The organism is Acinetobacter sp. USHLN143, assembly GCF_037145695.1.
Classification (GTDB): Bacteria; Pseudomonadota; Gammaproteobacteria; order Pseudomonadales; family Moraxellaceae; genus Acinetobacter; species Acinetobacter fasciculus.
Genome location: NZ_JBBCWZ010000119.1, coordinates 1 through 5300, shown reverse-complemented (window position 1 = coordinate 5300; position 5300 = coordinate 1). Strand labels below are relative to the sequence as shown.

The window sequence follows — 5300 nt, the reverse complement described above, 5'->3', positions numbered from 1 at the left end:
TGCACTGTCTATAACTGTCTTTAAATCCATAAATAGGTGTCCACTTAAATTTAAGTGGACACTATCGCGGTATTAATGAGTTAGAAAAAGTGGGGTTCAGCGGACGCTTACAAACCGATTCAATATTATGCCTGACATCAACAGTTACATTAACTTGAAACGGTGTCAGACATGAATTTTCCTACATATATTCAAGATAAAGTTATCACTTCTGCCCCTGCTACTCCGGAGAAGATCCATATCTGTAAAACAGGTAAATCAGCCGGACAGATCCGTAAATTTAAAGCTAAACCTGCCCGTAGTGGATTGCTCCCAATCACAAGTAAAACGCTTTGGTTGTGGGTAAAACAGAATAAGTTTCCTCAGCCATTTTCTCTAAATGGTTTAACAGTTTGGGAATCCAAAACTGTCCTTGATTGGATTGAAATGCACAAACAAAAGGCGTCTTAAGATGCTGAGTAGTTCGCACTTATCCCAAACTGAATCAGCCAAATTCCTATATACAAATTTAGGAAAGACACAAAAGTATTGGTACAGAAGACTTACCAAAAACCTATACCGTCCAAGTCTTTCACATGGCTACAGAATCACTGTCCATGTAGTGGATGGCAAGCCAATGTACACACTACCTGCTCTACGTGAGTTCGTACGTATTAACCAACCCTCAACTTAAACAAGGAAATAGCGATGAAAATCGAAACGTTAAACAACTCAGCAAACCAAGCGCAAAATGCACACTTGAAGACTGTAATCTTAGGAGCTGTAAAAAAGCTTGCTCAGATTAAAGTTAATGAATTTAAGCCACATTTTTCGCACTTCATTGATAGTTCTATTGATTTTATGCTTCATTACACTGAAATCAACGGCGTAGATGTAACCGAGGAAGAACTTATTCAAGCTTACTTACACAATGCCAAAGAAATGGAGCGAATTAATGCAAAGCTCTTTAATTAATCATGAAGATCTTGCGGATCTTTTATTATCAAGCTGTAAAGTGGTGATGGTAAACCAAACTCAATCATCAATTACCTACAGCATTGAACGTAATGGTAAAGAATTAATTCTTATCAACACTCCGAATGAAAATTACTTAATTCAGTAATTTACTATCAATCCAAAAGGGCGGTTATTCAACTGCCCTTTTGTTTAATTTTTTCACATTGAAATGATTATGAAACATCTAACACACCATCAATTTGAAACCCTAGTTCGAAATGGACAAGATCCATATGATGACGAGTTACAAAAAATTTTACTCGATTTAGAAATTGAAGAGTTTTCAGAAGATACCGAGAAAAAATCTCCATATGAACAAAGTTATTTAGATTTATGCTCAAGATACGCTGACAATACGAATCAAGCTGATCAACTCGAAACCGTTATTTTCTCTGATATTCATAGCTATGATTTCAAAGCAATGAATATCCAAATCAAAGCTCAGGTCGATTTCATTGATTTATACTTTGAAATTGGTAAAACGAGTACACGGCATGACATCAAAAAATTCCTAACGGAGAAAACTGGTATTACTCATTACATCTCTGAATACGAAACCGGTTTCATAATTAGATTGCATGACATGAATTCCCTAAGTGTACTACGGCACCGTATCAGCTACTTGAGACATTTTGAATGCAAGATTGATAGCTTTAAAATCATGCAGATTGAACTAGCAATTGACTTCTACAATTTCAAGCATAGAGCACTCACTACAGCCCTTTTTAAGTCAATTCGATTACCTAATACCGTAGAAAACTTACGTGTCTACAAGAGCCAACTGGGCGTATTCACACCCATTCCAAGCACACCACATTCAATGTTTAGAAAGCTACAAAATGGCTATAATATTGGTATTAATCATAGAGATGCAGATGAGTACTGGCATTTATATATCAAGACTACGGACTGTAATAAACAACCTCTGCCGGAGAATGTATGGCGCATTCGTGCTGAAAAGAACATCAAAAGCAATGTACTCAATCAGATGGATAACCGCTTAACAAATATCAAAAGAGTTTTATTAGATGGATTCAAAGGGCTTAGTTTCACACAGCTAAAAGCCAACTCTTCTAAACAGTTAATTGGAGAATATAAAAATACTATTAGAGCTTTTGGAACAGAGATCCCAACTTACTATGACAAAAGTCGGCATAAGAAAAATTTGCCTGAATCCATGAAAACTCACGGCCAACTTAATCAACTCGTTTCGAGCGCCGTGCACAACTTAGTTCGCAATTTTACTATCAGCAATTAAACAACCAAAACCTGCCATAAGCATTGATATTCAAGGCATATAGCAGGTTTTATAACTTTTAGCTGCCTAATAACTTATATACTACTAATTAATCAGCTTTAACCAGTTGCGACTTAATATTTACTTTACTTAAATTTAACTCTTTTCAGGCAAAGAAATAACTTCTTTCCCTTTTGAGTTTAGACTGACAATAATTTGCTTAAATTCAATTGCAGTTTTCATCAAATATTTTAATTCCCTACCACTCACTCCGGCTTTCTTATAAATAGTCGATTTGAGGATATTTGGATTTTCTGTTAAATAATCCAAAATTTTTTGATAATCTGAAATCTGTTCCACTGCGTATTTACAACCATTTTTCCATTCGGATAGCCCAGTCATATAAGTAGCTGTTTTTACACCCAACCTACCATTGCTTAAAATAAATCTTATATATCCCTCAACTTTCTTTTGAATCTCTTTAGTAAACTGAATATCGTTTATGATTGTGAATAGATTCCAAAGACGACCGACATATATGTAATCTAAAAACTTTGGAAATCGATAATATGTGAATTTTTTATTTAGCTCTAACCATCTTTCTGCATGCTCCATTGCTTTGGCAACCATATCAGAAATGATAGTTTTCAATTTTTTATGATCTGATTCAAATTGAAAGTAGGGATCACATACTTCTACAAAATTTTTATGAATTGGCTCTGTCAGGAAATGTTCCACCATTGGGAATGCTTTCCTATCATCCATATTGTTAAATAAAGAAATACACCACACCGAATCTTGATGGTTAATCTCTTTTAGTTCAGCAATTGCTCTTAGATAATCATTTTCATCAGGATATTTATCATCATTCTCACCGATATCTTCTTGAACTTGTTGCTGAGTTTTATAAGGTCTTCTATCGTAATTTGTTATCGGTTCAACACTATAAAACCCTATTCCTGACTCACTAACAAATAAAGGATTATTCCAATTCTTGTTAATCTTATTCACCCTCATATCCCCACATATTCATATGTAGGGAAACTATAGAGGATGCTCATTGAAAAAGACATTCAGCGAAAGTATTTAAAATAAATTTTTATGTGCGATGTCTTAGAAATTAACCAAAAAATCCTATGGGGACCATTCATAAAAATTGTGTTTCAGACAACATTCTTATACTTCATAAAAAACGGGCATTTTGCCCGTTTCATTAATCCTCAAAATTAGCCCATACATCATGGATCATATGTTGGTTATCGACTTCAAATAACAAGCATACCAACAACCGGTACTTTAATGTGGTTCCGTTAATTAGACCACTCAATTCAGTTTTATAAGTGATAAATCCGCTCTAAATATTTAAATTATGCTGCCATTACTTTTAGTAAATGTTGATCATAAAATTCATCCGGTGTTGCCTTATTCAAACTTGAATGAGGACGTATCATGTTATAAAAATCCAAATATTCAGCAATTGATTGTTTCGCTTGTTTAACCGTATCGTAAGCCTTCAAATAGACTTCCTCATGCTTCACGCTGCGCCATAAACGCTCAATCATTACATTATCCATCCATCGTCCTTTCCCATCCATACTGATACGGATATTTCGCAATTTTAACTCATTCAAAAATGCCTCGCTTGTGAATTGACTGCCTTGGTCTGTATTAAACACCTCAGGACAACCATATTTCACAATTGCTTCTTGCAACGCATCTATGCAAAAGCCTGTTTCCATACTGATCGATACACGATGAGCCAGTACTTTACGACTATGCCAATCTATAATTGCACACAGATAGACAAAGCCTTTAGCCATAGGAATGTACGTGATATCTGTACACCAGACTTGATTAGAGTGATCGATGACCATGTTTTTCAACAGATATGGGAAAATACGGTGTGCAAGATTAGGCTTACTGGTATTGGGTTTTGGATACAAGGCATGTATTCCCATCAAGCGCATTAAACGTCGGACTTTACGCCGACCTATTTGATGCCCTTGACGCTGTAGCATATCTCGTATCATTCGACTGCCCATAAATGGGTAGTCGAGATGAATTTCATCGATCAGGCGCATCAAACTCAAATCAGTTGATGAAATCTCTTTGGACTTGTAATACAACGTACTGCGATTGATTTGAATCAATTGCGATTGTTGTCGTACCGAAAGTTGATGGGTCTTATCGATCATTTTTTGCCGCTCAGCTGCCCTATTTTTCTGAGCGCACCTTCTAAAAAATCAATTTGCAATGCCTGATGTCCTATCTTGGCATGTAGAGCTTTGAGGTCAATCTCTGGTTCTTGTTGTGCTGTTGGTCGTGAAAAAATATTGACTGATTGCTCAAGCAGTTGATTTTTCCAATCGATGATTTGGTTTTGATGTAAATCGAATTGAGTAGAAAGTTCAGCGAGTGTGTGGTCGCCTTTAATTGCTGCGAGAGCAACTTTAACTTTAAACTCTGCTGAATGATTACGACGTTTTCTTCGTGTCATGGTTGACTCCAAAAACAAGCATTTCCCATGCTTATTGGGGAGTAGATTATCACTTATAGGCGTGGTCTAAAATCCTAGAACCACATCACTTATCAATTTTTAGTGCCTCATCAATAGCTTCTTCAACAGAGTCAAAAACATGGGCTAAATCCGGAATTTTTACGTAAACACGATTAATAGCTACATCGTTTTCTTCAATTTTCCCAACAAACTCATCTTGATCGTAAAGGTGAATCACATATCCCAAGAATTCCGCATTATCGGGAAGCTCTAGACGGCGTTTTGCTTCTTCAATGGTAATACGTTCACCATCAAGTTTTTGTTGCTGTGCTGATGCTATGCGCTCTTGCAGTGAGCCTCTTTGTTTTGCTTGCCCCATTTACTTCTCCTCGTTAAGCTGTATGTTCCTAATTTTCTTTTTCATTAATTAAATCATCTTTGGGATTTTTATAAAACCAATCTCTGTACACGACAAATTTCACAGAACCCTTATCCTATCAGGGTTCTGCCTTCTTAAAATTGCCAAAATTTCCTTAAACTCTTCTTTTTTCCCAAAACCAATTAAACGCT

General features: G+C 35.9%; 6 protein-coding genes. 3 read left to right on the top strand and 3 right to left on the bottom strand.

Annotated features, from left to right (window positions below):
- Window positions 1-171: 171 nt before the first annotated feature.
- From WFH18_RS16685 to WFH18_RS16675, 3 genes are all read left to right on the top strand, one after another.
- Window positions 172-450 carry a helix-turn-helix transcriptional regulator gene (locus WFH18_RS16685; protein WP_121980043.1) on the top strand — a complete coding sequence of 93 codons (279 nt, stop codon included), beginning with the start codon at window positions 172-174 and terminating at the stop codon, window positions 448-450.
- 237 nt (window positions 451-687) lie between these two features.
- The gene (locus WFH18_RS16680; RefSeq protein WP_121980042.1) at window positions 688-954 is read left to right on the top strand and encodes a hypothetical protein; all 267 of its coding nucleotides are present in this window, start codon (window positions 688-690) and stop codon (window positions 952-954) included.
- Between the two features lie 217 nt (window positions 955-1171).
- Entirely contained in the window at window positions 1172-2254 is a 1083-nt protein-coding gene (locus WFH18_RS16675; protein WP_146195008.1) for a hypothetical protein, read from the top strand.
- Window positions 2255-2389: 135 nt separating this feature from the next.
- On the opposite strand, the gene WFH18_RS16670 is transcribed toward WFH18_RS16675, so the two are convergent.
- From WFH18_RS16670 to WFH18_RS16660, 3 genes are all read right to left on the bottom strand, one after another.
- A complete protein-coding gene (locus WFH18_RS16670) occupies window positions 2390-3244 on the bottom strand; it encodes a hypothetical protein (RefSeq protein WP_146195007.1) in 855 nt (284 codons plus the stop codon).
- Between the two features lie 356 nt (window positions 3245-3600).
- Window positions 3601-4730 (bottom strand): IS3-like element ISAcsp5 family transposase gene (locus WFH18_RS16665; protein ID WP_100222370.1). Its coding sequence is split into 2 segments (ribosomal slippage): window positions 3601-4478 and window positions 4478-4730, totalling 1131 coding nucleotides; the frame shifts between segments, so codons are not numbered across the junction.
- An 85-nt stretch (window positions 4731-4815) separates the two neighbouring features.
- Window positions 4816-5109: a hypothetical protein gene (locus tag WFH18_RS16660; protein ID WP_336755306.1), complete on the bottom strand. Its 294-nt coding sequence runs from the start codon at window positions 5107-5109 to the stop codon at window positions 4816-4818.
- Between the last annotated feature and the right edge of the window lie 191 nt (window positions 5110-5300).